Genomic DNA, 24,880 nt, shown 5'->3' with positions numbered 1-24,880 from the left:
CACAAGTCCGGCACCATCAAGGGCCTGTCCGCGGAGATCGGCGGATCCGTCAGCTCCGGCGCCGCGATCTGCGAGATCAAGGACTGACACCCGCATCTCGACGAGGCGCCCGCCGGACCGGAGCAGTCGGTCCGCCGGGCGCCGCGTCTTTCTCCCCGTCCCCCGTGACGGTGGTCGAGGGCGGGGGCGCCGACGACAGCGAGCCCCCGCTCACCCCAGTGAAACGGCACCCGCCACGCACCACCAGCCGTCAAATCTGAGGTGTCGCGACATAGCGCCACGACGGCTCAGTCACCGATCAGCCCGAGGTCCCGTCCCCTCCGCAGCAGCGCGGCCGTGTGTCCCGCCTCCAGCTTGCGGTGCAGGGAGGCGATGTAGCCGCGCACGGTGGCGGGCGCGAGCCGCATCCGCCGGGCCGCCTCGGTCGCCGTATGCCCCTGGTGGAGGTGGAGCAGCGTCCGGTGCTCCTGCTCGGTGACCCCCAGCACGCGTGCGACGGCCCGCGCCCGGGCGAGGTCCCGCAGCAGCAGCATGGCGGGCATTCCGGCCGTGGCGGCGGGAACGTACCGCACCTCGATGTCCCGCACGGTGAACGACTCCCCGCGCGTCAACCGCGGATCGTCCTGTACGACGGCCAACAGCCCCGCGGCGACGGCGTTGAGGGCGTACGGCCGCCCTTGCCCGTCGAAGGAGACGACGCCTTTCTCCAGCCCTCCCGCGAGCTCCAACGCAAGCGCGGACAACAGCCGCAGCTGCTCCCGCTCGCGCAAGGTCCGTTCGGCGACGGAGAGTTGGAGCTGGGCGAACCCGAACAGATCCCGTTCCCGCTCGCTGAACTCGGTCCCGGAGCGGGTGAGCGCGTACCCCTCCACGACGGTCATGTCCGAGCCGGCGGAGGCGACAAGATGGCGCCGCATGCCGAACGGCCGGAAGTCCAGGTTGTAGCAGTGGGTCCGCTGCCACTGCCGGTCCCCCGCGACATCGCTGACCCGCCAGGCCTCCGAGGTCGGCGTCTGCAGCATCACCTCGGTGAGCGGGTGGTCGTAGATGACCATCGGATCCTCATGAAAGGACTCCTGAGGCAAGGACAGGGTCTGCAGCCCCACCCCGTCCACCGAAAGCCGATAACACTGGGCGGCATCGGCCGCGATCAGCCCCAGTAACCCGGGCAGCGCCCGTTCCTGCAACTCGCGGACGGAGTCCGCCTCTTCGAGCTCTCGTACGAGCGTCAGCACACGACGTGCGTCCACACCACTGATGTCCATCACATTCCCCCGGCGCTGCTCCCGCCTGAGAAGAAGGTACGGCTTGCGCGGGGCGCGGGGAGCCTGTGTGCGTGGGCTCGATGGCATCCTGGGAGCACTGACGGCGCACAGAGGGAGCAGGTGGGAGGCATGGTGGGCGCAACCTCGTCAGAGGCCCGGGAGGACCGGGGCACGGCGGTGACCCCTGAGCCTCCGCGCGCCATGCGTGCCGACGCCCGCCGCAACTACGAGCGGCTGCTCGCCGAGGCCCGCGCGGCCTTCGCGGCGCACGGCACGGACGCCTCCCTGGAGGACGTGGCGCGCCGCGCGGGCGTGGGCATCGGCACCCTGTACCGCCATTTCCCCAACCGGCACGCCCTGCTCAGCGCGGTCTTCGAGGACGCGGTGAACGACCTGCTGACCCGCGCCCACGAACTGCGGCACGCGCCCGAGCCGTGCACGGCCCTGGTGACCTGGCTGGGCGAGATGGTCACGCACGCCGGCGAGTACCGGGGCCTGTCCCGGGCCCTGATGACGGTGACGTCGGACCGCACCTCACCGCTGTCCCGGTGCAGTGCCCCCATCCGCGAGGCGGGCGAGGCCCTGCTCCGGCGCGCTCAGGAGGCGGGCCGGGTGCGGGAGGACGTGGCCATCACGGACCTCCTGCAGCTGACCCATGCGATCGCGCTGGCCGCGGAGGAGTCCCCGGCCGACCCTCAACTGGCCGACCGCCTGCTCCACTTGACGCTGCGCGGCCTGGCGACCGGGCGCGTCTGACGCCTAACGCCGCCGCAGGTCGGCGACGCGCGCGGCCCGCTCGGCCCCCTGTGGGCTCTCACCGAGCACCGTCGCGGCCCGCAGCCCCGGTCCCGCCCCGGGCACCTGTCCGCGTCGAGGCCCCGGCAGAGCCACGTCCCGGCGCGGTTGACGCGGGGGGACGGAATCACCGCCCGCACCCGAGCCCCCCGACGCTCCGGCGACGGCGATCTGCACACCCTGGTCGGCGAGGGCCTGGAGCTCGGTGGCCGCGCGGTCGTCATGGGCGGGCGGCTCATCGGTCACGAGCCGCGTGATCACATCGGTCGGCACGGTCTGGAACATGGTGTCCGTCCCGAGCTTGGTGTGATCGGCGAGGACGACGACCTCCGCCGCGGCCTGCACCAGCGCCCGGTCCACGGACGCGGAGAGCATGTTGGACGTGGACAGCCCACGCTCCGCGGTGAGCCCGCTCCCGGACAGAAAGGCCCTGGACACCCGCAGCCCCTGCAGGGACTGCTCGGCACCGCTGCCCACGAGCGCGTAGTTGGAACCACGCAGAGTCCCGCCGGTCATGACGACCTCGACCCGGTTGGCATGGGCCAACGCCTGTGCCACCAGCAGGGAGTTGGTGACGACGGTGAGCCCGGGCACCCGGGCGAGCCGGCGGGCCAGCTCCTGTGTAGTGGTCCCCGCCCCCACCACGATGGCCTCGCCCTCTTCCACGAAGCCCGCGGCAAGGTCGGCGATGGCCGTCTTCTCGGCGGTCGCGAGATGTGACTTCTGCGGAAAGCCGGACTCCCGCGTGAACCCGCCCGGCAGTACCGCACCGCCGTGCCGGCGGTCGAGGAGTCCTTCTGCCTCCAGTGCGCGCACGTCCCGCCGTACGGTCACTTCGGAGGTCTGGACGACGCGGGCGAGCTCACGGAGCGATACAGCCCCATTGGCTCGCACCATTTCGAGGATCAATTGGCGACGTTCTGCAGCGAACACGAAACTGACAGTAACCCCAACGACCGTCTGCTTTCAGCAGTATGCGCCGAATAAACGAAGTTGTTCGCACACAGGGGCGGGAAGTGGTATAGGGCCTACCCGCCCCGCCTATGCCGTACGCATGCTCGACAACTCCCTGTGACCAGCGAGGAATCGGTTTCGGCCGTCAGACCTCGCCACCCGACTTACGGGTGTGCAGCTGCCGTGCGACCTCCGCGATCGACCCCGAAAGGGAGGGATACACGGTGAACGCGTTCGCGATCTGTTCGACCGTCAGATTGTTGTCGACGGCGATCGAGATCGGATGGATCAGTTCCGAGGCACGCGGCGAAACAACCACACCGCCCACCACGATGCCGGTCCCCGGCCGGCAGAAGAGCTTCACGAACCCGTCCCGGATGCCCTGCATCTTGGCGCGCGGATTGCGCAACAGAGGCAGCTTCACGACACGGGCGTCGATCTTCCCGGCGTCCACATCGGCCTGCGTGTACCCCACGGTCGCGATCTCAGGATCGGTGAACACATTCGAGGACACGGTCTTCAGATTCAGCGGAGCCACCGCATCACCGAGGAAGTGGTACATGGCGATACGCCCCTGCATCGCAGCGACCGAGGCGAGCGCGAAGACACCGGTCACGTCACCGGCGGCGTACACACCCGGAGCGGTGGTCCGACTGACCTTGTCGGTCCAGATGTGCCCCGACTCCCGCAGCCGTACTCCGGCCTCCTCCAGCCCCATCCCCGCGCTGTTGGGAATGGCGCCGACGGCCATCAGACAGTGCGACCCGCTGATGACCCGCCCGTCCGACAGGGTCACCTCGACCCGGTCGCCGACACGCTTGGCGGCGGCGGCCCGGGAGCGGGCCATGACGTTCATCCCCCGACGCCGGAAGACATCCTCAAGCACGGCGGCAGCATCAGGATCCTCCCCCGGGAGCACCCGATCCCGAGACGAGACAAGGGTGACCTTCGACCCGAGCGCCTGATAGGCCCCGGCGAACTCGGCACCGGTGACACCGGACCCGACCACGATCAACTCTTCGGGCAGCTCGGTCAGGTCATACACCTGCGTCCAGTTGAGAATCCGCTCCCCGTCGGGCTGAGCGTCGGGCACCTCCCGCGGATGCCCCCCGGTGGCGATGAGCACCGCATCGGCGGTGAGCGTCTCCTCACTCCCGTCCGCGGCCGAGACGACGACCTTCCGGGACCCGTCCAGCCCCTGCATGCCCTCGAGCCGCCCCCGCCCGCGCATGACACGCGCCCCCGCACGAGTCACAGAGGCGGTGATGTCATGCGACTGGGCAAGCGCAAGCCGCTTGACACGCCGGTTGACCTTCCCGAGGTCGACCCCCACCACCCTCGCGGCCTGCTCCAGAGGCGGAGTGTCATCGGCGACGATGATCCCCAGCTCCTCGTACGACGAGTCGAAGGTCGTCATGACCTCAGCCGTAGCGATAAGGGTCTTCGACGGCACGCAGTCGGTCAGCACCGACGCTCCGCCCAGACCGTCGCAGTCGACGACGGTCACCTCCGCGCCGAGCTGGGCGGCCACCAGGGCCGCCTCGTATCCGCCGGGTCCGCCACCGATGATCACGATCCGAGTCACGTACCCCATTGTCCCGCACGCTTCAAGGTGCTACCGCCCGGGGGCGGGGCAACGGGTCGGCAGGAGGCGCCTGATCCCTGTGAGCCCCCTGTTGCCACTGCCGTACCCTCGACCCATGTCGCTCTACGCCGCGTACGCCGGCAATCTCGACGCGCGGCTGATGACCCGCCGCGCTCCCCACTCGCCGATGCGTGCCACGGGCTGGCTGAACGGATGGCGGCTGACGTTCGGCGGCGAGCACATGGGCTGGGAGGGCGCGCTGGCGACGATCGTCGAGGACCCGCTCTCCCAGGTCTTCGTGTCGCTGTACGACATCGCGCCGCCGGACGAGGAGTCGATGGACCGCTGGGAGGGCGTGGGCCTGGACATCTACCGCCGCGCCAGGGTCCGCGTCCACACCCTGGAGGGCGAGGAACAGGCGTGGGTCTACGTCCTCAACGGCTACGAGGGCGGCCTCCCGTCGGCCCGCTACCTGGGCGAGATCGCCGACGCGGCGGAGTCCGCAGGAGCCCCCCACGACTACGTGATGGAGCTGAGAAAACGCCCCTGCTAATGACACAGCCGAGGCACAGCAGCACCACAGTCATCACATAGATCCCGTTCCGCCCCATCCTTCGTTGGAAACGACAAGACAACGATCGCCATCCCGTGAGCTCTGTCATCTACGCGCGTAGGCCCAGACCAGCTACCCTCGACCGCGTGAACGCATCTCTTCTTCCGGACGACATCCAGGGCGACCCCCACGCCGCCGCCGACGCCGCCGCCGCGCGCCTGCGCGAACTGACCGGCGCCGAGACCCACGACGTCGCCCTCGTGATGGGCTCCGGCTGGGCGCCGGCCGTCGACGCCCTCGGCAGCCCCGACGCCGAGTTCCAGGTCACCGAGCTGCCCGGCTTCCCGCCGCCGGCGGTCGAGGGGCACGGCGGCAAGATCCGCTCGTACAAGATCGGCGAGAAGCGCGCGCTCGTCTTCCTCGGCCGCACCCACTACTACGAGGGCCGCGGCGTGGCCGCCGTGGCCCACGGCGTCCGCACCGCGGTAGCCGCCGGCTGCAAGACGGTCGTCCTCACCAACGGCTGCGGCGGCCTGCGCGAGGGCATGCGCCCCGGCCAGCCGGTCCTGATCAGCGACCACATCAACCTCACCGCCACCTCCCCGATCATCGGCGCGAACTTCGTCGACCTCACCGACCTCTACTCCCCGCGCCTGCGCGCGCTGTGCAAGGAGATCGACCCGACGCTCGAAGAGGGCGTGTACGCGCAGTTCCCCGGCCCGCACTACGAGACGCCGGCCGAGATCCGCATGGCCCGCGTGATCGGCGCGGACCTGGTGGGCATGTCGACGGTGCTGGAAGCGATCGCCGCGCGTGAGGCGGGCGCGGAGGTGCTGGGCATCTCCCTGGTGACCAACCTCGCCGCGGGCATGACCGGTGAGCCGCTGAACCACGAGGAGGTTCTGCAGGCGGGCCGTGACTCGGCGACGCAGATGGGTTCGCTGCTGGCGCAGGTACTGGGCAGGATCTGAGGGTCGCAGGAGGGGGTGCCAGGATCGGTCACAGGGCGAGCCGGTGGGGGCTGATCGCGCAGTTCCCCGCACCCCTGATGCGCCGCTGAAGGGGCGCGGCAGCCGCGTACGGCGAGAAGGGGACGGGGCGGGGGTGTCCGCCCGCAGCGAATGGCGCGTCAACCCCAGCACCTTCCTGGCCGACCGATTCCGCGCCATTCCGAGGACGGACACCCCCGACCCGGCCCCGACCCACAACCAAACCAAAGGCGCTACACAAGCCCCCACCAAACCCGCAGCGGCGCCGCAGGCATCCCCACCTCAGCCCCCGGACGTGTCGAGCTCGGCGTCCTCACCGATCCCCGCACAGTCGTACGGATCCTTCAGCCACCCGTCCGGCAACACCACCCGGTTGTTCCCGGACGTACGCCCCCGCGGCCCGTCCGCCCCCACCGGCCACGGCTGATCGAGCTCCAACTCGTCCAGCCCGGCCCGGAGTTCCGCCAACGACGACGTGATCGCGAGCCGCTTGCGCATCTCGCTCCCGACCGCGAACCCCTTCAGGTACCAGGCCACATGCTTACGGAAGTCGACAACACCCTTCGACTCGTCCCCGATCCACTCCCCGAGCAGCGTCGCGTGCCGAACCATGATGTCGGCGACCGAACGCAGCGACGGCCGCGCGATGTCCTGCTCCCGCCCCTCGAACGCCGCCACCAGATCCGCGAACAGCCATGGCCGCCCAAGGCAGCCCCGCCCGACGACCACTCCGTCGCAGCCCGTCTCACGAACCATCCGCAGCGCGTCCTCGGCCGACCAGATGTCACCGTTCCCGAGCACGGGAATTTCCGGCACGTGCTCCTTGAGCCGGGCGATGGCCTCCCAATCCGCAGTACCCCCATAGTGCTGCGCGGCAGTACGCCCATGCAGCGCGATCGCGGTCACCCCCTCCTCCACCGCGATCCGCCCCGCATCGAGGTACGTGATGTGATCGTCGTCGATCCCCTTGCGCATCTTCATCGTGACCGGCAGCTCCCCGGCCCCACTCACCGCCTCCCGCAGAATCGCCCGCAGCAGATTCCGCTTGTACGGCAGCGCCGACCCCCCACCCTTCCGCGTGACCTTCGGCACCGGACACCCGAAGTTCAGATCGATGTGATCGGCCAGCCCCTCCTCCGCGATCATGCGGACGGCCTTGCCGACAGTCGCCGGATCCACCCCGTACAGCTGAATCGACCGCGGCTTCTCACTCGCGTCGAAGTGGATCAGCTGCATGGTCTTCTCGTTGCGCTCGACCAGCGCCCGAGTGGTGATCATCTCGCTGACGAACAGCCCTTTACCCCCACTGAACTCGCGACACAGAGTCCGAAAGGGCGCGTTGGTGATCCCGGCCATCGGGGCCAGGACAACAGGCGGCTGAACGGTGTGCGGACCGATCCGCAGAGAGGACAAGGGCATGGACATTGCCCCATTGTCGCGCACCGGCAATGATCATGTAACACACATTAGTTAGCGGCACTATTAGTTAGACACACTATCGAAGTCGGCGTACTCTGGACCACATGCCCGAGCTCAGCCACCGCCGACGCTTTCTGATCCTCGCGATCTGCTGCATGAGTCTGCTGATCGTGAGCCTCGACGTCACCGCCCTGAACGTCGCCCTCCCGTCGATGCAGCACGAACTCGACGCCAGCACGTCGGGGCTCCAGTGGACGATCGACGCGTACACCCTGGTCCTGGCCTCGCTGCTGATGCTGGCCGGCTCCACCGCCGACCGGATCGGCCGCAAGAAGGTCTTCATGGCGGGCCTGATCGTCTTCTCCCTGGGCTCGCTCCTCTGCTCGCTCGCCCCCAGCCTCGACGCGTTGATCGGCTTCCGGATGCTCCAGGCGGTAGGCGGCTCGATGCTCAACCCGGTCGCGATGTCGATCATCACGAACACCTTCACGGACCCGCGCGAGCGGGCACGGGCGATCGGCGTGTGGGGCGCGGTCGTCGGCATATCCATGGCGGCCGGTCCGCTCGTCGGCGGCGCGCTGGTGGAGTCGGTCGGCTGGCGCTCCATCTTCTGGGTCAACATCCCGGTGGGCCTGACGGCACTCCTGCTCACCCTCCGCTTCGTCCCCGAGTCCCGCGCGCCCAAGGCCCGCCGCCCGGACCCGATCGGCCAGGTCCTGGTGATCGCGCTGTTCGGCTCACTGACGTACGCGATCATCGAGGCGCCGGACTCGGGGTTCACCTCGATCCTGCCGTTCGTGGTGATCGCGGCGCTCGCACTCACGGGACTGCTCCGGTACGAGCCTCGGCGCGCCGAACCCCTCATCGACCTGCGCTTCTTCCGGTCGGTTCCGTTCAGCGGGGCAACGATCATCGCGATCGGCGCGTTCGCGTCACTCGGCGGGTTCCTGTTCCTGTCGACGCTGTACCTGCAGAACGTGCGGGGTTACGACGCCTTGCACGCCGGCCTCTGGATGCTGCCGATGGCCGTGCCGATGTTCCTGTTCGCGCCGGTGTCGGGGCGGCTGGTCGGGAACCGGGGGCCGCGGCTGTCGCTCGTGATCGCGGGGGCGGCGATGACGGCGAGCGCGGTGCTGTTCGCGGCGTTCGACGCGGAGTCCTCCGACCTCACGTTGTTCATCGGGTACGCGGTGTTCGGGGTCGGGTTCGGGTTCGTGAACGCGCCGATCACCAACACGGCGGTGTCGGGGATGCCGAGGGCGCAGGCGGGGGTCGCGGCTGCTGTCGCCTCCACGAGCCGGCAGTTGGGGCAGACGCTCGGGGTTGCCGTGATCGGGGCGGTGTTGGCGTCCGGGGTGGGCTCGTCGTCGTACAGGTCGGCGTTCGCGTCGGCTGCGGTGCCGGGGTGGTGGATTCTGGTGGGCTGCGGTCTGGTGGTGCTGGTGCTCGGGGCGCTGACCAGTGGGCGGTGGGCTCGTAAGACCGCTGAGCGGACGGCGGACGAGCTGGAGTCTGCCGAAGTTCGCCAAATCGCGGGGGTCAGCGCGTAGTTCGGCGGCTGCGGGTCGGTGGGGGCTTGTCGCGCCGTTCCCCGCGCCCCTTAGGGGGTTGCTCTCTCCAGCGCTATTTTGTGCAGTTTTTCCAGCTTCTCCCTCGACTGCTCGTCCGCCGGCGCATACGTGACCATCCGCGGCCCCAACTCCGGCCCCAGCCACAGATCCGTGTGATCCACGGTCACCCGGCCCACATACCGGTTGTCGAACTCCTTGCGCTTCGTGCTCGGCGCGATGACCTCGTGCCGGTCCCACACCTCGCAGAACTCCTCGCTCTCCGCCCGCAGCCGCTTGAGCAGCATCTTCCAGGCGGGCTCGGCGAGATGGCCCGCCATCGCGGCGCGGAAGCGGGCGGCCATCATCCGCTGGGCGTCCTGCAGGTGCACGATCGAGGACTGCCACTCGGCATTCGTATAGGAGAGGACCAGCGCGTTGCGGTCCTGCGGTGGCACCGTGTCCATGTCGCACAGGAGCAGGCCGTACGTGCGGTTGTGGGCCAGGATGTCGTACCGGCTGTTCTGCACGCTCACCGGCACCGGGTCCAGCTGTGCCAGCAGCGCGCGCACCGCCGGGGTGATCGACGGGCAGACGGTGGCCGGTGTCGGGTCGACCTGGCCGGCCAGCTGGAAGAGGTGGGCCCGCTCCCCGGGGTCCAGGAAGAGGGTGCGGGCGAGGGCGTCGAGGACCTGGACGGAGACCTGGATGTCGCGGGCCTGTTCGAGCCACGTGTACCAGGTCACGCCGACCGCGGCGAGCTGCGCGACCTCCTCGCGGCGCAGACCGGGGGTGCGGCGCCGGCGGCCGCGGGGCAGGCCGACCTGCTCGGGGGTGATGTGCTCACGGCGGTGACGCAGAAAAGCCGCGAGCTCGTGCCGCCGGACCGAACCGGCCACGTCCCTGCTCGGCGGGGTACCGGTACCGCGTACTGCCTGTTCCTGGGCCATCGTCGCCATGCCTCCAGCCTGCCGCCCCGCGCACCCTGTTTCCAGGTAGTGGTTCTACCAGGATAAGAAGACTCTGGTACCAGCCTGGGAACGGGCGCACGCTCGTAGGCGTGACCGAAACCATCACCTCACGGACCACCTCCCGCTCACCGGCGGCCCCGCCCACCCTCGGCGGCCTCGGCCTCTTCACCGTGCTGCTGGCCGCGGCGCTCCCCCTCATCGACTTCTTCATCGTCAACGTGGCCCTGCCGACGATCGGCGGGGACCTGAACGCGAGTGAGTCCGTCCTCGAACTCGTCGTCGCCGGCTACGGGTTGGCGTACGCCGTCCTCCTCGTGCTCGGCGGCCGGCTCGGCGACCTTTTCGGCCGGCGCCGTTTCTTCCTCGGCGGTATGGCCGCCTTCGGCCTGACCTCGCTGGCCTGCGGACTCGCGCCGAGCGCCTGGACGCTGGTCGCGGCCCGGGTGCTGCAGGGCGCGTCGGCCGCCGCGATGCTCCCGCAGGTCCTCGCCACCATCCAGTCGGCGACCGCGGGACAGCGCAGGGCCAAGGCGATGGGCCTCTACGGCGCCACGGCGGGCCTGTCGATGGTCGCCGGGCAGATCCTGGGCGGCGTGCTGGTGGCCGCCGACATCGCCGGCACCGGCTGGCGCGCGGTGTTCCTCGTGAACGTCCCGGTGGTCGTCGTAGGCCTGGTCCTGGCGGCCCGTGGCGTGCCCGAGACCCGCTCCCAGCACCCGGAGCCGGTGGACGGGCCCGGCACCGTGCTGCTGACCGCGGCCCTGCTCGCCCTGCTGGCCCCGCTCACCGAGGGGCGGACCGCGGGCTGGCCGCTGTGGACGTGGCTGTCGCTGGTCGCGTTCCCGTTCCTGGCGGCGGCCTTCTACCTGGTCGAGCGCCGGGAGGACCGGCGCGGCCGTACGCCCCTGGTCCCGCCGAGCCTGTTCGCGCTGACCTCGCTGCGGCGCGGGCTGGTGATGATCCTGCCCTTCTCGGTCGGCTTCAGCGGGTTCATGTTCGTGATCGCGGTGGCGTTGCAGCGGGGCGCGGGCCTCGGCCCGGTCCCGGCGGGCATGGCCCTGGCGCCCATGGCCGTGGTCTTCTTCTTCGTCTCGCTCGCCGGTCCGCGGCTCGTCGCGCGGTACGGCACCCGGATCGTGACCGCGGGCGCGCTGCTCCAGGCGGCCGGCGTCGGCCTGATGGCCCTCGCGGCCTGGCGGGCCTGGCCGGACCTCGGCCTTCTCGAACTGCTTCCCGGAGCCGCCCTCGCCGGAGCGGGCCAGGCGCTCCAACTCCCCATCATCTTCAGGGTCGTTCTCTCCGAGGTGGAGCCCGCGCGGGCCGGTGTCGGCAGCGGTGTGATGATGACGACCCAGCAGTCGGCCCTCGCGCTCGGCGTGGCCGCCCTGGGCACCCTCTTCCTGTCCCTGGTCCCCCACTTGGGCATGCGGGACGCCCTGGTCGTCACCCTCCTCACCCAACTCGGCTGCGTGGCCCTGACCGGCCTGCTGAGCCTGCGGCTGCCGAGGACCATCGGCTGAGCAAAGTTCACGGGTTGGACAACTCGTCGTGAAGATACTCCTGTTGATATTGGTCTTGCTGCACACTCCAAGCCGGAGGCGAGGCTTCATGCTGCAGATCAACACGAGCAAGGTGAGCCGCTGGGACCAGCACGGCCGCGAGCACGTCGTCCAGGTGCTGCGCAAAGGTCCGCAGCGCACGATCAGATGTGACACGTGCGGCTGGCGCAAGGGGGCGCAGTTCCTGCCCTGGCTGAAGGCGGAGGAGCACCTCGCCGAGGCCCACCAGGCGACCGTGAACCCGGCGGACGAATAGCGGGCGATGACTTTCCGCCGCGACGGGAGTCGTACGCAGGACGACCGCCGAGACCGGAAGGCCGAGCGATGAGTGCGCTGTACGACACCCTGCGACGGTATGTGGACGACGGGAAGCTGCCGGGTGCCGTGGCCCTGGTGGCCCGCGGCACGGACGTCGAGGAGGTGACCGTCGGCTCGGTGGACGCCGACGGCACCGCCCCGATGGCACGGGACTCGATCTTCCGTATCGCGTCCATCACGAAGCCGATCACGGCGGCCGCCTTGCTGATGCTGGTGGAGGACGGGGTGCTCGCCCTGGACTCGCCGGTCTCGAAGTGGCTCCCGGAGCTGGCCGGGCCGAGCGTGGTCCGTACCCCGGACGCCCCCGTGGACGACGTGGTCCCGGCGGCCCGCCCGATCACGGTCGAGGACCTGCTGAGCTCCCGCACCGGCTGGGGCTTCCCGGCGGACTTCACGCTCCCGGCGGTGCGGTCGCTCTTCGAGGTCCAGAAGGACGGCCGCCACCTCCAGGACTGGCCGGACCACGGCACCTGGCTGGGTCTGCTCGCCGGGGTCCCGATGCTGTACCAGCCGGGCGAGGCCTGGCTGTACGGCACCTCGTCCGACCTCCAGGGCATCCTGATCGCCCGGGCGTCCGGCCGTACGCTCCCCGAGTTCCTCGCGGAACGGCTCTTCGAGCCGCTGGGCATGACGGACACGGCGTTCGAGGTGCCGCCCGCCAAACGCGACCGCTTCACCTCGGCGTTCGCCCCGGCCCCGGACGGCACGCTCCGGCTCGTCGACCGGCCGGACGGCGAGTGGACCCGCACCCCCCGCTTCCACTCGGGCGGTGGCGGCCTGGTCTCCACGGCCGACGACTGGCTGGCCTTCGCCCGGCTCCTGCTGAACTCCGGGGAGACCCCGTCCGGCCGCCGCCTCCTGACCCCCACCTCGGTCAGCCGCATGACCACGAACCACCTCACGGCCCAGCAGCGCGACCGCGTCCCCCTCTTCCTGGAGGGCCAGGGCTGGGGGTACGGCGGCCAGGTCGACGTCACCCCGTCCGACCCGTGGAACGTCCCGGGCCGCTACGGCTGGGTCGGCGGCACCGGCACCGCGGCGCACGTCATCCCGCCCACGGGGACGGTCGCGGTCCTGCTCACCCAGGTGGAGATGGAGAGCCCGACGCCGACGGATGTGATGCGGGACTTCTGGAGGTGTGTCGCGGGCTGAGGCCCAGGACGACATCGCGGCGCGATCGGAGTCACCGCGCAGGACGCAGAACTCGTTGCCCTCGGGATCCGCGAGGACGGCCCAGCCCCCGCCATCGGGCTCGCGCGAGGTCGTCGGGCGCAGGCAGAGGTGGATCCGGTTCTTGACGGTCTTCGCACCAGGCCCTAGGCCCGCAGGCCGCGTACCAGCAGATCGACCACGGCCTCGAACTCGGCCTCCGCGCCCGGTAGTTCCCACTCCCTGGCGTAGTGCGGGTCGTGGAAGCAGGCGGTGGCCCGGAAGAGGGCGTTGGCGGCGGTCGCCGGGTCGTCGACGGCGAAGGCGCCCGACTCGGCACCGTCCCGCACGATGTCCGTCAACTGGCCGGTGAGCTCGGCGATATGGATGCCGACCACCTCCACCGCGTCGACGGCCAGGACCGAGTAGGTGGCGAACAGCTCCGGGTCGATCCCCGCCTTCTGGCGCTTGGCGGCGAACAGCGCCGCGAGCCACTCGCGCACCCGCGCCTCCGGGTCCCGGCCGGTGTCGGCGGCGATGGCCGCGAGCAGCTCCGTCGTACGGTCCAGCCACTGCTTGGTCACCGCCGCCCGCAGCTCCGCCTTGGTCCGGAAGTGCCGGTAGACGCTGCCGTGGCTGACGCCGAGCGATCGGGCCACGTCGACCACGGTGGCCTTGGCCGGGCCGTAGCGGCGCAGCACCTCCTCGGTGGCGGCGAGGATGCGCTCGGCGGTCAGGGTTTCGCTGGTCGGGGCCATGCCTAGACGGTACCCGGCACCGGGATCAGCGTTCGCTGTCGAGCATCGCCATCTGGGCGGGCGCGTACCGCTCCCCGGCCGCCGCGTCCGCCGGCACGGCCGCCTCGATCGCGGCGAGGTCGGCCGCGTCCAGGGTCACGTCCAGCGCGCCGAGCGCCTCCCCGAGCCGCTCACGGGTCCTGGCGCCGACGAGCGGCACGATGTCCTCGCCCCGGGAGAGCACCCAGGCGATGGCGATCTGCGCGACGGAGACGCCCTTCTGCTCGGCGACCTTGCGCAGGGACTCGACCAGCGTGAGGTTGTGCCGGAGGTTGTCGCCCTGGAAGCGGGGCGTGTGGGCGCGGAAGTCGTTCGCGGCGAACCCCTGGCCGGCCGTGAGATGCCCGGAGATCAGCCCGCGGGAGAGCACGCCGTACGCGGTGACGGAGATGCCCAGCTCGCGCAGGGTGGGCAGGATCTCCCGCTCGGGGCCGCGGGAGATGAGCGCGTACTCGATCTGGAGGTCGGCGATCGGGGCGGTGGCGGCGGCCCGGCGGATGGTCTCGGCGCCGACCTCGCTGAGGCCGATGTGGCGGACGTATCCCTGCTCGACGAGTTCCGAGATCGCGCCGACGGTCTCCTCGATCGGCACGTTCGGGTCGAGCCGGGCGGGGCGGTAGACGTCGATGTGGTCGACGCCGAGGCGCTGGAGGGAGTACGCGGCCCAGGTCTTCACGGCGGCCGGGCGGGCGTCGTAGCCGAGCCAGGAGCCGTCCGGGCCGCGGTGGGCGCCGAACTTCACGCTGGTCAGCGCGTTCTCCCGGAGGGCGGCCGGGGCGGTGCGCAGGGCCTCGGCGACGAGCAGTTCGTTGTGGCCCATGCCGTAGAAGTCGCCGGTGTCGAGCAGGGTCACGCCGGCCTCCAGGGCCGCGTGGATGGTGGCGACGGACTCGGCGCGGTCCGCCTCGCCGTACATCCCGGACATGCCCATGCAGCCGAGGCCGAGGGCGGAGACCTGGGGGCCGGTGGTTCCGAGCGTGCGTGTCTGGATCGTCATGGGATCCACCCTGACATGACAGCTGACAGATTTCAATATCTGTCAGCCCATACTTGTCCAGCATGGTCCAGACCTATTGACGAGAGGTCTGGACCAGAGCACTGTCATGGCTACGACACCTCACCGCACCCCCACCGGGAGGCCTCGCATGATCCGTCGCGCCCTGAGCCTGCTCGCAGCCGCGCTCGCGACCGCCTGTCTGACCCAGCTCCCCGCCGCCGCACCCGCCTCGGCCGCCGACACCTGCGCGGTCAAGTCCCGTCCCTCCGGCAAGGTCCTCCAGGGCTACTGGGAGAACTGGGACGGCTCCGCCAACGGCGTCCACCCGCCCTTCGGCTGGACCCCGATCACCGACTCCCGTATCGCCGCGCACGGTTACAACGTGGTCAACGCGGCGTTCCCGGTCATCCGCTCCGACGGGACGGCCCTGTGGGAGGACGGCATGGACAGCGGGGTGAAGGTGGCCACGCCCGCGGAGATGTGCGCGGCGAAGGCGGCCGGCCAGACGATCCTGCTGTCGATCGGCGGCGCGACGGCCGGCATCGACCTCAACTCCACCGCCGTGGCGGACAAGTTCGTCGCGACGATCGTGCCGATCCTGAAGAAGTACAACTTCGACGGCATCGACATAGACATCGAGACGGGCCTGGTCGGCAGCGGCAGCATCACCCAACTCTCCACGTCCCAGGCCAACTTGATCCGCATCGTCGACGGCATCCTGGCGCGGATGCCGTCGAACTTCGGCCTGACGATGGCCCCGGAGACGGCGTACGTCACCGGCGGCAGCATCACCTACGGCTCGATCTGGGGCGCGTACCTGCCGATCATCAAGAAGTACGCCGACAACGGCCGGCTGTGGTGGCTGAACATGCAGTACTACAACGGCAGCATGTACGGCTGCTCCGGCGACTCCTACTCGGCGGGCACCGTCGCCGGCTTCACCGCCCAGACCGACTGCCTCAACAAGGGACTGGTCGTGCAGGGTACGACGATCAAGGTCCCGTACGACAAGCAGGTCCCGGGCCTGCCCGCCCAGTCGGGCGCGGGTGGCGGCTACATGTCCCCGTCCCTGGTCTCCCAGGCCTGGAAGCACTACGGCACCTCGCTCAAGGGACTGATGACCTGGTCGATCAACTGGGACGGCTCGAAGAACTGGACCTTCGGCGACAACGTGAAGTCCCTGCAGGGACGTTGACGGCCGGGGTTCCTCCGTTGGACACCGCTCACCGACGCTCGGAGAATGGGGAGTGTCGGCGAGCAGTCTCCTCGGCGGCGCCTGCCGTCGGCCGCGCGGTGCTCCTGCGCCGCCCGAGGAGGCGCGCCATGACCATCCGTATCGCCACCTTCAACACGGAGAACCTGTTCCGCCGCCCCAAGGCCTTCGAGCTCGAGGACGACAACGACCGCCAGGAAGTCCTCAACGACTACGCCGAGTTGGTGTCTCTGCTCGAGCAGCCGGTCTACCAGGAGGCGGACAAGGTGCGGATCGCCGAGCTCGTCGTGAAGTACCGGGCCTACGACTCCGATCCGAAGAACCCACCGCTGATCTACGTCAACCAGACCCGTGGCGGCTCGGCTCAGCTGTTCAAGAAGACCGGGGACAAGAACTCCCCCACGATCGAGGTCACCGCCAAGGGCCGGGGGAAATGGTCGGGTTGGGCCGAACTGACCCGGACCGAGCTGGACTGGACCGTCGTGAAGAACACCGGCCGGGTGGTCGCCGAGGTCAACGCCGACATCCTGCTGACCGTCGAGGTCGAGGACCGGCTCGCCCTGGCCCGCTTCAACGAACAGGTACTGGGCGGTGCGCTGGGCAAGCAGCCGTACCCGTACACCATGCTGATCGACGGGAACGACCCCCGGGGCATCGACGTCGGGATCCTCAGCCGCCACCCGATCAGGTCCATCCGGTCGCACCTTTCCGAGCTGCGCTCGAAGGGGCACCCGCTGTTCAGCCGGGACTGCCCCGAGTACGAGATCGCCCTGGACGGAACGAGCCTGTGGGTGCTCGGCAACCACCTCAAGAGCAAGCGCAGCGGCGGCGCGTCGCTGCGCCTGGCCCAGGCCCGGCGGGTCGCGGAGATCTACGGCGAGGCCCTGGACCGTTCTCCGTACGTGGTGGTGGCCGGGGACCTCAACGACTCCCCGGACAGCGAACCGGTCAAGCAGCTGCTGGCCACCGGCGCCCGGGACGTGATGAGTCCCCCCGTGTACACGGGAGACCCGGGCACCTACGGGACCGGGCACTCGCTGAACCAGAAGATCGACTACCTGCTCTGCTCGCCGGAGCTCCTCGGCCTGGTGCGGCACGTGGACGTGGAGCGGCGCGGGGTCTGGGCGCCCCGGACGTTCAAGTCCTTCGACACCGTGACGTCGAAGGCCACGGAGGCCTCCGACCACGCGGCGCTCTACGCGGACGTGGACCTGTGAACGCCGGTGCCCCGCACCCCTGAACAGGGGCGCGGGGCACCGAACGACCGCTAGGCGCCGATCAGGCGGCTGGCCAGGTAGCTCTCGATCTGGTCCAGCGACACGCGCTCCTGCTTCATCGAGTCGCGCTCGCGGACCGTCACCGCGTTGTCGTCCAGGGTGTCGAAGTCGACGGTCACGCAGAACGGCGTGCCGATCTCGTCCTGGCGGCGGTAGCGGCGGCCGATCGCGCCCGCGTCGTCGAACTCGATGTTCCAGTGCTGGCGCAGCGTCTGGGCGAGGCCCTTGGCCTTGGGCGACAGCTCGGGGTTGCGGGACAGCGGGAGGACGGCCACCTTCACCGGGGCCAGGCGGTGGTCGAGGCGCAGCACCGTGCGCTTCTCCATCTTGCCCTTGGCGTTCGGCGCCTCGTCCTCGATGTAGGCGTCGAGGAGGAACGCGAGCATCGCGCGCCCGACACCGGCCGCCGGCTCGATGACGTACGGCGTCCAGCGCTCCTGGGCCTCCTGGTCGAAGTAGGAGAGGTCCTGGCCGGAGGCCTTGGAGTGCGCGTTCAGGTCGTAGTCGGTGCGGTTGGCGACACCCTCCAGCTCGCCCCACTCGTTGCCGCCGAACTGGAAGCGGTACTCGATGTCGGCGGTGCGCTTGGAGTAGTGGGAGAGCTTCTCCTTCGGGTGCTCGTACCACCGCATGTTCTCTTCACGCAGGCCCAGGCCGGTGTACCAGTTCCAGCGCTGCTCCATCCAGTACTCCTGCCACTTCTCGTCCTCGCCCGGCTTGACGAAGAACTCCATCTCCATCTGCTCGAACTCGCGGGTGCGGAAGATGAAGTTGCCGGGCGTGATCTCGTTGCGGAAGGACTTGCCCATCTGCGCGATGCCGAACGGCGGCTTGCGGCGCGAAGTGGTCTGCACCTGGGCGAAGTTGGTGAAGATGCCCTGCGCGGTCTCGGGGCGCAGGTAGGCGATCGAGCCGGAGTCCTGCGTCGGGCCGAGGTGGGTGGAGAGGAGACCCGAGAACTGCTTGGGCTCGGTGAACTGGCCCTTGTTGCCGCAGTTGGGGCAGTTGACGTCCGCCAGGCCGTTCTCCGGCAGGCGGTTGTGCTTGGCCTCGTAGGCCTCCTCCAGGTGGTCCGCGCGGAACCGCTTGTGGCAGGAGGTGCACTCGGTCAGCGGGTCCGTGAAGGTGGCGACGTGACCGGAGGCGACCCAGACCTCGGGGGCCAGGATCACGGACGAGTCGATACCCACCACGTCCTCGCGCGACGTCACCATGTAGCGCCACCACTGGCGCTTCAGGTTCTCCTTGAGCTCGACACCCAGCGGCCCGTAGTCCCAGGCGGCGCGCTGACCGCCGTAGATCTCACTGCAGGGGAATACGAAGCCACGGCGCTTGCTCAGGCTGACGATGGTGTCGATCTTGTCGGCGGCCACGGTGCTCTCTTCATTACGACGGTGGACGAGCGAATGCTTCAGGGTACCGGCGGGGGATCCCCCTCAATCAAATCGGTTGGGTGAGGACGCTTTGCAGAGGGTTTATTGACAACGGTTTCCATGTTTGATGAAAATGACTGTCATGAACGTACGACGACAGCACATATCCGGGGTGGCCGTGGCGGCCGTCACCGCCCTCGGCCTCGGCTCGCTCTCCGCCTGCTCCTCCGACACCGCGGCCGCGGCCGGCACCGGCAAGTTCGACGTCGTCGCGTCGTTCTATCCGATGGCCTACCTCGCCGATCAGATCGGCGGCGCCCATGTGCACGTCACCAGCCTCACCCAGCCCGGCCAGGAGCCGCACGACCTGGAGATCAGCGCCAAGCAGACCGCGCAGCTCCAGGAGTCCGACGCGGTGCTCTACCTGAAGAACCTCCAGCCCTCCGTCGACGACGCGGTGGCCCAGTCCGAGGTCAAGACCAAGATCGACGCCGCCTCCCTCACCGATCTGGAGAAGCACGGCAACGAGGTCGGCGGCCACGCGAGCGAGAGCGACCACTCCGAGAACGAGGAGCTGTCCGGCCTCGACCCCCACATCTGGCTCGACCCGGTGCGCTACGCCCAGGTCGCCGAGGGCGTCGGCAAGGCCTTCGAGAAGGCCGACCCCAAGCACGCGGCCGACTACAAGAAGAACACCGCGGCCCTGGTGAAGAAGCTGGACGCGCTCAACACCCAATTCAAGGACGGGCTGGCGAACACCAAGACCAAGGTCTTCATCACCACGCACGCAGCCTTCGGCTACCTCGCCGAGCGCTACGGCCTCACCGAGGAGGCCATCAATGGCCTCGACCCCGAGTCCGAGCCGAGTGCGGCCCGGGTGAAGGAACTTGAGAAGATGGCGAAGGCCGACGGCGTCACCACCGTGTTCTACGAGACGCTCGTCAGCGACAAGACCGCGAAGACCATCGCCTCCGACGCCGGCCTGAAGACCGACGTCCTCGACCCGATCGAGGGCATCACGGACAGGTCCCGCGGCAAGGACTACTTCTCGGTCCAGGAGGCCAACCTCAAGGCGCTGCAGACGGCCCTGGGAGAGAAATGACTGTGGAGGACGGCATGACCGAGCCCGTCATATCGCTGCGCGGCGTGACCGCCGAGCTGGGCTCGCGCCCCGTCCTGCGCGGAATCGACCTCACCGTGTCCCGCGGTGAGGTCGTCGCGCTGCTCGGCGCCAACGGCTCCGGCAAGTCGACGGCGATCCGCACGATCATCGGGCAGGTCCCGGTGAGCGCGGGCGAGATCGAGCTGTTCGGCACGGAACGCAGGCGGTTCCGGGACTGGGCGCGGGTGGGTTACGTCCCCCAGCGCACGACGGCCGCGGGCGGTGTCCCCGCCACGGTCACCGAGATCGTCTCCTCGGGCCGCCTCTCCCGCGCCCGCTTCGGCGTACTGCGCAAGGCGGACCACGCGGCCGTGCGCCGGGCCCTGGAGCTGGTCGGCATGGCGGACCGCGCCAAGGACTCGGTGAACGCCCTCTCCGGCGGCCAGCACCAGCGGGTGCTGATAGCCCGCGCGCTCGCCGCCGAACCCGAGCTCCTGATCATGGACGAGCCGATGGCGGGCGTCGACCTGGCCAGCCAGGAAGTGCTCGCGCAGACCCTGCGGGAGCAGGTCGCGGCCGGTACGACGGTCCTGCTCGTCCTGCACGAACTCGGCCCGCTGGAGCCCCTGATCGACCGCGCGGTCGTACTCCGCGACGGCTGCGTCCTGCACGACGGACCACCGCCGCGCGCGGTCGGCCAGCACGCCCTGCCGGGCCACGACCACGTCCACCCGCACGAGCCGGCGCCCGTGCGCACGGGACTGCTGAGCTGAAGGACCTGTGATGGATTTCCTCGACTACGCCTTCATGCAGCGCGCCCTGCTCGCCGCCGTCCTCGTCGGCATCACGGCCCCGGCGATCGGCATCTACCTGGTCCAGCGCCGCCAGGCCCTGATGGGCGACGGCATCGGCCATGTGGCGATGACCGGCGTCGGCCTCGGCTTCCTCCTCAACACCTCCCCGGTGTGGATGGCCACCCTGGTCTCCGTCCTCGGCGCGGTGCTGATGGAGCTGATCCGCTGGTACGGCCGCACCCGCGGCGACATCGCCCTCGCGATGCTGTTCTACGGCGGCATGGCCGGCGGCGTGATGTTCATCAACCTCGCGCCGGGCGGCTCCAACGCGAACCTGACGTCGTACCTCTTCGGCTCGCTCTCGACGGTCTCGCAGTCGGACGTGACGGCGATCTGCCTGCTGGCGGGCTTCGTGGTGCTGGTCACCCTCGGCCTGCGCCGCCAGCTCTTCGCCGTCAGCCAGGACGAGGAGTTCGCGCGGGTCACGGGTCTGCCGGTGCGCGCGCTGAACCTCCTCACCGCGGTCACGGCGGCGGTGACGGTGACGGTCGCGATGCGCGTGGTGGGCCTGCTGCTGGTGTCCGCGCTGATGGTGGTGCCGGTCGCCGCGGCGCAGCAGCTCAGCCGGAGCTTCGCGGCGACCTTCGCGATCGCCGTCGCCATCGGGGTGAGCGTGACCATCGGCGGCACGGTGACCTCGTACTACCAGGATGTGCCGCCCGGGGCGACGATCGTGCTGCTGACGATCGCCGCGTTCATGGCGCTGACCGTCCTCGCGACCCCGCTGGCCCGTCGCCGGGCCCGGGCGGCAGCCGCCGCGCGGCCCGCCGGGGACCCCGTGGAGTGCGCGATTCCGGCCAGTAGGGAGGCCGACGGGAAGGTCGGCGTCTGACCGTCCACAGCCCGGACTGGCACAATGTCCGGGCAGGCGCAGACGTGAGGAGACAACGGTGACGACCGCTGGACCGCCCGTGAAGGGCCGTGCCACCCGGCAGCGTGCCGCCGTGGCGGCGGCGCTCGACGAGGTCGACGAGTTCCGTAGCGCGCAGGAACTGCACGACATGCTCAAGCACAAGGGCGACTCGGTCGGCCTGACCACGGTCTACCGCACCCTCCAGAACCTCGCCGACGCGGGCGAGGTCGACGTCCTGCGCACCTCCGACGGCGAGTCGGTCTACCGTCGCTGCTCGACCGGCGATCACCACCACCACCTGGTCTGCCGCGTCTGCGGCAAGGCGGTGGAGGTGGAGGGCCCGGCCGTGGAGAAGTGGGCGGAGGCGATCGCGGCGGAGCACGGGTACGTCAACGTGGCGCACACGGTGGAGATCTTCGGTACGTGCGCGGACTGCGCGGCCGCGGCGAGCTGACGCCGCTCAGACGCGGGTGAGGTTGCGGTCGAGGATCTCGCGCAGGCGGTCGGCGTCGGCGGGGGTTGCGAGGCCGCGCTTGGGCAGCACGGTGAAGCAGGTGGCGTTCTTGTCGTCGCTGTAGAGGACGAAGGCGTCCTTGGTCTCCCGGTAGCGGGGCTGCCCGGTCCAGTTGACCGACGTGGTGCTGTGGTCGTTGGCCATGGTCAGCCCGGTGTCGGTCACCGTCACCCGGTACGAGCCGTTGCGGGCGGCGACCTTCATAAGCTGGCGGGCCTGCAGCTGCGGTGTGAGCAGCAGCAGTACCGCGACCACCGGCATCCAGATCAGCAGGAACCAGTCGGGATCACCCTCGGGCACCGAGACCGCCAGGTTCAGCACCCAGGCAATGCCCAGCAGGATCAGGGCCGTGCCCTGGATCTTCCCCGCCCGGTTGAACCGCTTGCGGGCGCGCAGCGCCCCCGCGTAGTCCTCCACCACCGGCTCGTACGTCAACTCGACCACGCCCTGCCCGGCGTCCCGCCCCATGTTCATGACCATGAGGCGGGATCGTACAACCGTCGGCTACGACCTGCCGAAGCAGCGCTCCAGTTCGTCCAGGTCGTAGAACTTGCTGCCCTTCGAGATCGGCGTGCAGCCCGCCTTGAAGGACGTCTCCTTCTCGTTGTAGAGCATGCGGACCAGGTACTGGTCGCCCTTCCTGAACACGTCCCACTGGATGTTGGAGCCCAGCGGAGCCACATCCGCGCCGCGCCACGGGTTGTTCGCGTAGGTGTACGGCACTCCCGGCGTCGCCGCCTCCGTGCTGCCCGGCAGCCCCATCAGCGCCGCCAGCGGGATGATCTCCTCGGCATGGGTGAAACGGAGTTCCGCGCCGAGGGTGCTCGTGCCGGCCTTCTTCGCCTCGACCTGCTTGAAGAAGTCGTCGAGCAGGACGTCCGCCATCTTGTAGGTGATGTCGCTGTCCGAGAAGCCGGGACCCTTCTCGTAGAAGTCCTCGGCGTCGGAGAGGTACCCGAACCAGGCCGCGTTGGAGGTGGAGATGTAGCGTTCCATCCCCCAGCCCTTGCCGTCCGGGCTCTCCTCGCTCATCGCCGGGGCGATGGCGTACAGGTTGTAGACCGCGGTCGCGGCGGCCACCTGGTCGTCGCTGCTCAGCGTGTCGACGAAGTCGGCGGTGAACAGCCGGCGCAGCACGCTGTACGCGGCCTTGTGCGTCTTCGGCTGGTCGGTGATCGACTCCAGGGTCGAGGCGAGCCGCTGATCGCCCGCGATGTAGTCGCGGTAGGCCGCGCCGCCCGCCGCCTTGTGGAAGTACAGCAGGTCCTTGTCGGTGCGGGTCGCGCCGATCAGCGGCTTGAGGTCGGGGTCGGCGGTGGCGAGCGCGCCCGCGTACAGGTTCGCGCTGTCCACCGCGCGGCCCTGGCCGGAGCTGACGACGTCGATCTTCTCGCCGTTCGCGGCGATCGACTTGAACAGGGAGGGCAGGCGGTCGGCCATGCGGTCGGCCGTGTCCTGGATCTCCTGCTTGCCGCGGGCGCTGAGGTTGCCGTACCCGATCGTGGCCATCGCGTCGAGCAGCGCTTGCACCTTGGGGCCGAACTCGGCGCCCTTGCGGGTGAGTTGGTCCGCGGCCTGCGCCTTGTTCCACAGGGCGAGGATCAGGTCGCCGTCCTCGCTGTCGGTCGCGGAGCGCGAGCCGTGGCGGGAGACGTTCTCCGTGAAGACGGGGGTGAAGCCGGCCGGCACCCTCTGGTAGGTGCGGGCGCTCTGCTCGGCCTCGTAGGTGGCTTTCGTGCCGTAGGTGTCGCGGTGGGCGAGCCGGTCCGCGGCCTGGGAGGGCAGGGCCGCGGCCAGCAGGGTGCACAGGGCGACTACGGGGATGGCGGGGGTGACGCGCTTCATGGCCGGATCGTCAACGATCTCCGTGAACCCCCGGTGGCCGTGAGATGACCGCCCCAGGCCCCCACCTGTGAGTTCTTACCGCTCACCCTCGGGCCGGCCCCTCATCGCGGCCTCCATGGCCAGCAGCTCCTCGTTCGGCACCGCGCCCCCGAAGCGGCGGTCGCGGGAGGCGAACTCGACGCAGGCCCGCCACAGGTCACGGCGGTCGAAATCCGGCCACAGGACGTCCTGGAAGACCATCTCGGCGTAAGCGCTCTGCCAGAGCAGGTAGTTGGAGGTGCGCTGCTCGCCGCTGGGCCGCAGGAACAGGTCCACGTCCGGCATGTCCGGGTAGTACAGGTACTTCGCGAGGGTCTTCTCGTTGACCTTCGAGGGGTCGAGCCGGCCGGCCTTCACGTCCTCGGCGAGGGCCTGCGCGGCGTCCGCGATCTCGGCCCGGCCGCCGTAGTTCATGCAGAAGTACAGCGTGAGCTGGTCGTTGCCCTTCGTCTGCTCCTGGGCGACCTGGAGCTCCTTGGCGACCGACTTCCACAGCTTGGGCATCCGGCCCACCCAGCGGACCCGGACGCCGAGTTCGTCGAGCGTGTCGCGGCTCTTGCGGATGAAGTCGCGGTTGAAGTTCATCAGGAAGCGGACCTCGTCGGGCGAGCGCTTCCAGTTCTCGGTGGAGAAGGCGTACAGCGAGATGTTGCCCACGCCCATCTCGATCGCGCCCTGCAGGACGTCGACCACGCGCTCGGCGCCGACCTTGTGGCCCTCCGTGCGCGGCAGGCCGCGCTGCTTCGCCCACCGGCCGTTGCCGTCCATGACGATCGCCACGTGGTTCGGGACGAGCTCGCCCGGGAGCTTCGGCGCGCGGGCGCCGGACGGGTGCGGCTCCGGCGCTTTGTACTCGCGGCGCTGACGCCCCAGGATCCCGCGTACGACCATGTGCCTCTCGTCTCCTCTTGC

24 protein-coding genes and 1 pseudogene are annotated in these 24,880 nt (G+C 69.8%); 13 read left to right on the top strand and 12 right to left on the bottom strand.

Going from position 1 to position 24,880, the window contains the following annotated elements:
• Positions 1–287: 287 nt before the first annotated feature.
• Positions 288–1,250: a helix-turn-helix transcriptional regulator gene (locus ABZ848_RS20180; protein WP_360833520.1), complete on the bottom strand. Its 963-nt coding sequence runs from the start codon at positions 1,248–1,250 to the stop codon at positions 288–290.
• 216 nt (positions 1,251–1,466) lie between these two features.
• On the opposite strand from ABZ848_RS20180, the gene ABZ848_RS20175 reads away from it, so the two are divergent.
• Entirely contained in the window at positions 1,467–2,021 is a 555-nt protein-coding gene (locus tag ABZ848_RS20175; protein WP_360833551.1) for a TetR/AcrR family transcriptional regulator, read from the top strand.
• 3 nt (positions 2,022–2,024) lie between these two features.
• On the opposite strand, the gene ABZ848_RS20170 is transcribed toward ABZ848_RS20175, so the two are convergent.
• Together ABZ848_RS20170 and ABZ848_RS20165 are read right to left on the bottom strand one after the other, a co-directional pair.
• Positions 2,025–2,993 carry a DeoR/GlpR family DNA-binding transcription regulator gene (locus ABZ848_RS20170; protein ID WP_360833518.1) on the bottom strand — a complete coding sequence of 323 codons (969 nt, stop codon included), beginning with the start codon at positions 2,991–2,993 and terminating at the stop codon, positions 2,025–2,027.
• 166 nt (positions 2,994–3,159) lie between these two features.
• The gene (locus tag ABZ848_RS20165; protein ID WP_360833516.1) at positions 3,160–4,608 is read right to left on the bottom strand and encodes an NAD(P)H-quinone dehydrogenase; all 1,449 of its coding nucleotides are present in this window, start codon (positions 4,606–4,608) and stop codon (positions 3,160–3,162) included.
• A gap of 106 nt (positions 4,609–4,714) precedes the next feature.
• On the opposite strand from ABZ848_RS20165, the gene ABZ848_RS20160 reads away from it, so the two are divergent.
• Positions 4,715–5,152 (top strand): gamma-glutamylcyclotransferase, encoded by a 438-nt coding sequence (locus ABZ848_RS20160; protein ID WP_242771318.1) that lies wholly within the window; start codon positions 4,715–4,717, stop codon positions 5,150–5,152.
• 146 nt (positions 5,153–5,298) lie between these two features.
• Positions 5,299–6,123, top strand: coding sequence for a purine-nucleoside phosphorylase (locus ABZ848_RS20155; protein WP_360833513.1), 825 nt, complete (start codon positions 5,299–5,301; stop codon positions 6,121–6,123).
• 300 nt (positions 6,124–6,423) lie between these two features.
• Here ABZ848_RS20155 and dusB read toward each other — a convergent pair whose 3' ends face one another.
• Entirely contained in the window at positions 6,424–7,566 is a 1,143-nt protein-coding gene (dusB, locus tag ABZ848_RS20150; protein WP_360833549.1) for a tRNA dihydrouridine synthase DusB, read from the bottom strand.
• Between the two features lie 98 nt (positions 7,567–7,664).
• Between dusB and ABZ848_RS20145 the strand changes: the two genes are divergently transcribed.
• The gene (locus ABZ848_RS20145; protein ID WP_360833511.1) at positions 7,665–9,110 is read left to right on the top strand and encodes an MFS transporter; all 1,446 of its coding nucleotides are present in this window, start codon (positions 7,665–7,667) and stop codon (positions 9,108–9,110) included.
• Positions 9,111–9,160: 50 nt separating this feature from the next.
• Here the strand turns inward: ABZ848_RS20145 and ABZ848_RS20140 are convergent, their stop codons facing one another.
• Positions 9,161–10,057: a helix-turn-helix transcriptional regulator gene (locus tag ABZ848_RS20140; protein ID WP_360833547.1), complete on the bottom strand. Its 897-nt coding sequence runs from the start codon at positions 10,055–10,057 to the stop codon at positions 9,161–9,163.
• Positions 10,058–10,167: 110 nt separating this feature from the next.
• Between ABZ848_RS20140 and ABZ848_RS20135 the strand changes: the two genes are divergently transcribed.
• The 3 genes from ABZ848_RS20135 to ABZ848_RS20125 all read left to right on the top strand — a co-directional run bounded on the left by ABZ848_RS20135 (position 10,168) and on the right by ABZ848_RS20125 (position 13,107).
• On the top strand, positions 10,168–11,598 hold the full coding sequence (locus ABZ848_RS20135) for an MFS transporter (protein WP_360833509.1): 1,431 nt from the start codon (positions 10,168–10,170) through the stop codon (positions 11,596–11,598).
• 88 nt (positions 11,599–11,686) lie between these two features.
• A complete protein-coding gene (locus ABZ848_RS20130) occupies positions 11,687–11,893 on the top strand; it encodes a hypothetical protein (RefSeq protein ID WP_360833507.1) in 207 nt (68 codons plus the stop codon).
• Between the two features lie 68 nt (positions 11,894–11,961).
• Positions 11,962–13,107: a serine hydrolase domain-containing protein gene (locus ABZ848_RS20125; RefSeq protein ID WP_360833505.1), complete on the top strand. Its 1,146-nt coding sequence runs from the start codon at positions 11,962–11,964 to the stop codon at positions 13,105–13,107.
• A gap of 6 nt (positions 13,108–13,113) precedes the next feature.
• Here the strand turns inward: ABZ848_RS20125 and ABZ848_RS20120 are convergent.
• The 3 genes and pseudogenes from ABZ848_RS20120 to ABZ848_RS20110 form a co-directional block, all read right to left on the bottom strand.
• Positions 13,114–13,269: pseudogene (locus tag ABZ848_RS20120) on the bottom strand (VOC family protein); the annotation flags it as partial.
• A gap of 2 nt (positions 13,270–13,271) precedes the next feature.
• Positions 13,272–13,862, bottom strand: a complete 591-nt coding sequence (locus ABZ848_RS20115; RefSeq protein WP_360833503.1) for a TetR family transcriptional regulator — start codon at positions 13,860–13,862, stop codon at positions 13,272–13,274.
• 25 nt (positions 13,863–13,887) lie between these two features.
• Positions 13,888–14,898: an aldo/keto reductase gene (locus ABZ848_RS20110; protein ID WP_360833501.1), complete on the bottom strand. Its 1,011-nt coding sequence runs from the start codon at positions 14,896–14,898 to the stop codon at positions 13,888–13,890.
• Between the two features lie 148 nt (positions 14,899–15,046).
• On the opposite strand from ABZ848_RS20110, the gene ABZ848_RS20105 reads away from it, so the two are divergent.
• Both ABZ848_RS20105 and ABZ848_RS20100 read left to right on the top strand, forming a co-directional pair.
• Positions 15,047–16,093, top strand: a complete 1,047-nt coding sequence (locus tag ABZ848_RS20105; protein WP_360833499.1) for a chitinase — start codon at positions 15,047–15,049, stop codon at positions 16,091–16,093.
• Positions 16,094–16,221: 128 nt separating this feature from the next.
• Entirely contained in the window at positions 16,222–17,328 is a 1,107-nt protein-coding gene (locus ABZ848_RS20100; RefSeq protein ID WP_360833497.1) for an endonuclease/exonuclease/phosphatase family protein, read from the top strand.
• A gap of 50 nt (positions 17,329–17,378) precedes the next feature.
• Here the strand turns inward: ABZ848_RS20100 and ABZ848_RS20095 are convergent, their stop codons facing one another.
• Positions 17,379–18,761 carry a glycine--tRNA ligase gene (locus ABZ848_RS20095; protein ID WP_360833495.1) on the bottom strand — a complete coding sequence of 461 codons (1,383 nt, stop codon included), beginning with the start codon at positions 18,759–18,761 and terminating at the stop codon, positions 17,379–17,381.
• A 142-nt stretch (positions 18,762–18,903) separates the two neighbouring features.
• On the opposite strand from ABZ848_RS20095, the gene ABZ848_RS20090 reads away from it, so the two are divergent.
• The 4 genes from ABZ848_RS20090 to ABZ848_RS20075 are packed head-to-tail and all read left to right on the top strand — an operon-like array spanning position 18,904 to position 22,024.
• Positions 18,904–19,863, top strand: coding sequence for a metal ABC transporter substrate-binding protein (locus ABZ848_RS20090; RefSeq protein ID WP_360833493.1), 960 nt, complete (start codon positions 18,904–18,906; stop codon positions 19,861–19,863).
• Positions 19,860–20,636 (top strand): metal ABC transporter ATP-binding protein, encoded by a 777-nt coding sequence (locus ABZ848_RS20085; RefSeq protein ID WP_360833491.1) that lies wholly within the window; start codon positions 19,860–19,862, stop codon positions 20,634–20,636. Before ABZ848_RS20090 ends, ABZ848_RS20085 begins: the two co-directional genes overlap by 4 nt.
• A 10-nt stretch (positions 20,637–20,646) precedes the next feature.
• Positions 20,647–21,549, top strand: a complete 903-nt coding sequence (locus tag ABZ848_RS20080) for a metal ABC transporter permease (RefSeq protein WP_360833489.1) — start codon at positions 20,647–20,649, stop codon at positions 21,547–21,549.
• 58 nt (positions 21,550–21,607) lie between these two features.
• On the top strand, positions 21,608–22,024 hold the full coding sequence (locus ABZ848_RS20075) for a transcriptional repressor (RefSeq protein ID WP_360833487.1): 417 nt from the start codon (positions 21,608–21,610) through the stop codon (positions 22,022–22,024).
• Positions 22,025–22,030: 6 nt separating this feature from the next.
• On the opposite strand, the gene ABZ848_RS20070 is transcribed toward ABZ848_RS20075, so the two are convergent.
• The 3 genes from ABZ848_RS20070 to ABZ848_RS20060 form a co-directional block, all read right to left on the bottom strand.
• Complete coding sequence (locus ABZ848_RS20070; protein WP_360833485.1) at positions 22,031–22,564, bottom strand: YcxB family protein; 534 nt, start codon at positions 22,562–22,564, stop codon at positions 22,031–22,033.
• Between the two features lie 24 nt (positions 22,565–22,588).
• Positions 22,589–23,929, bottom strand: coding sequence for a histidine-type phosphatase (locus ABZ848_RS20065; protein ID WP_360833483.1), 1,341 nt, complete (start codon positions 23,927–23,929; stop codon positions 22,589–22,591).
• A gap of 75 nt (positions 23,930–24,004) precedes the next feature.
• On the bottom strand, positions 24,005–24,859 hold the full coding sequence (locus ABZ848_RS20060; RefSeq protein WP_360833481.1) for an isoprenyl transferase: 855 nt from the start codon (positions 24,857–24,859) through the stop codon (positions 24,005–24,007).
• Positions 24,860–24,880 lie beyond the last annotated feature (21 nt).

This window comes from Streptomyces sp. NPDC047081, assembly GCF_040643775.1.
Taxonomy (GTDB): domain Bacteria; phylum Actinomycetota; class Actinomycetes; order Streptomycetales; family Streptomycetaceae; genus Streptomyces.
The sequence above is the reverse complement of the archived record's forward strand: the minus strand, read 5'-3'. Positions and strand labels throughout refer to the sequence as shown.

Excerpts from the sequence above, each read along its gene's own strand:
- dusB (WP_360833549.1), bottom strand. The coding sequence starts at position 7,566 with ATGTCCATGCCCTTGTCCTCTCTGCGGATCGGTCCGCACACCGTTCAG.
- ABZ848_RS20165 (WP_360833516.1), bottom strand. The coding sequence starts at position 4,608 with ATGGGGTACGTGACTCGGATCGTGATCATCGGTGGCGGACCCGGCGGA.
- ABZ848_RS20130 (WP_360833507.1), top strand. The coding sequence starts at position 11,687 with ATGCTGCAGATCAACACGAGCAAGGTGAGCCGCTGGGACCAGCACGGC.
- ABZ848_RS20125 (WP_360833505.1), top strand. The coding sequence starts at position 11,962 with ATGAGTGCGCTGTACGACACCCTGCGACGGTATGTGGACGACGGGAAG.
- ABZ848_RS20160 (WP_242771318.1), top strand. The coding sequence starts at position 4,715 with ATGTCGCTCTACGCCGCGTACGCCGGCAATCTCGACGCGCGGCTGATG.
- ABZ848_RS20065 (WP_360833483.1), bottom strand. The coding sequence starts at position 23,929 with ATGAAGCGCGTCACCCCCGCCATCCCCGTAGTCGCCCTGTGCACCCTG.
- ABZ848_RS20080 (WP_360833489.1), top strand. The coding sequence starts at position 20,647 with ATGGATTTCCTCGACTACGCCTTCATGCAGCGCGCCCTGCTCGCCGCC.
- ABZ848_RS20115 (WP_360833503.1), bottom strand. The coding sequence starts at position 13,862 with ATGGCCCCGACCAGCGAAACCCTGACCGCCGAGCGCATCCTCGCCGCC.
- ABZ848_RS20085 (WP_360833491.1), top strand. The coding sequence starts at position 19,860 with ATGACTGTGGAGGACGGCATGACCGAGCCCGTCATATCGCTGCGCGGC.
- ABZ848_RS20175 (WP_360833551.1), top strand. The coding sequence starts at position 1,467 with ATGCGTGCCGACGCCCGCCGCAACTACGAGCGGCTGCTCGCCGAGGCC.
- ABZ848_RS20140 (WP_360833547.1), bottom strand. The coding sequence starts at position 10,057 with ATGGCCCAGGAACAGGCAGTACGCGGTACCGGTACCCCGCCGAGCAGG.
- ABZ848_RS20110 (WP_360833501.1), bottom strand. The coding sequence starts at position 14,898 with ATGACGATCCAGACACGCACGCTCGGAACCACCGGCCCCCAGGTCTCC.
- ABZ848_RS20070 (WP_360833485.1), bottom strand. The coding sequence starts at position 22,564 with ATGGTCATGAACATGGGGCGGGACGCCGGGCAGGGCGTGGTCGAGTTG.
- ABZ848_RS20145 (WP_360833511.1), top strand. The coding sequence starts at position 7,665 with ATGCCCGAGCTCAGCCACCGCCGACGCTTTCTGATCCTCGCGATCTGC.
- ABZ848_RS20060 (WP_360833481.1), bottom strand. The coding sequence starts at position 24,859 with ATGGTCGTACGCGGGATCCTGGGGCGTCAGCGCCGCGAGTACAAAGCG.
- ABZ848_RS20100 (WP_360833497.1), top strand. The coding sequence starts at position 16,222 with ATGACCATCCGTATCGCCACCTTCAACACGGAGAACCTGTTCCGCCGC.
- ABZ848_RS20090 (WP_360833493.1), top strand. The coding sequence starts at position 18,904 with ATGAACGTACGACGACAGCACATATCCGGGGTGGCCGTGGCGGCCGTC.
- ABZ848_RS20105 (WP_360833499.1), top strand. The coding sequence starts at position 15,047 with ATGATCCGTCGCGCCCTGAGCCTGCTCGCAGCCGCGCTCGCGACCGCC.